The organism is Halovibrio sp. HP20-59, from assembly GCF_033052795.2.
GTDB lineage: Bacteria > Pseudomonadota > Gammaproteobacteria > Pseudomonadales > Halomonadaceae > Vreelandella.
Map to the genome: position 1 here is coordinate 1 of NZ_JAWJUW020000088.1, position 272 is coordinate 272.

1 protein-coding gene is annotated in these 272 nt (G+C 67.3%); it reads right to left on the minus strand.

What is annotated here, in order from left to right; translation table 11 throughout:
- Window positions 1-272, minus strand: a 272-nt coding sequence (locus RZA33_RS19480) for a c-type cytochrome (protein WP_416337893.1), incomplete at its 5' end; no start/stop codon positions are given.

Sequence of the window (272 nt, forward strand, 5' to 3'; positions counted from 1 at the left end):
TCAACGTTCGGCCTGAGCGAAATAGGCCAGCAGCCCAGCCACCTTCTGCTCGTCAATGCCCAGGCCCCAGTAGCGCATCTTGGTGCCAGGCACGACGGCGTTCGGGTCGCGCAGGAAGGCGGTCAGCGTGGTCTCGGTCCAGACCAACCCCGAGGCCTTCATCGCCGGCGAATAGGCATAGCCCGGCAGGCTTCCCGCCTTGCGGCCCAGCAGCCCATTGAGCTGAGGCCCAAAGCCATGCCGGGCACCTGGGCCCACGGCGTGGCAGTTGG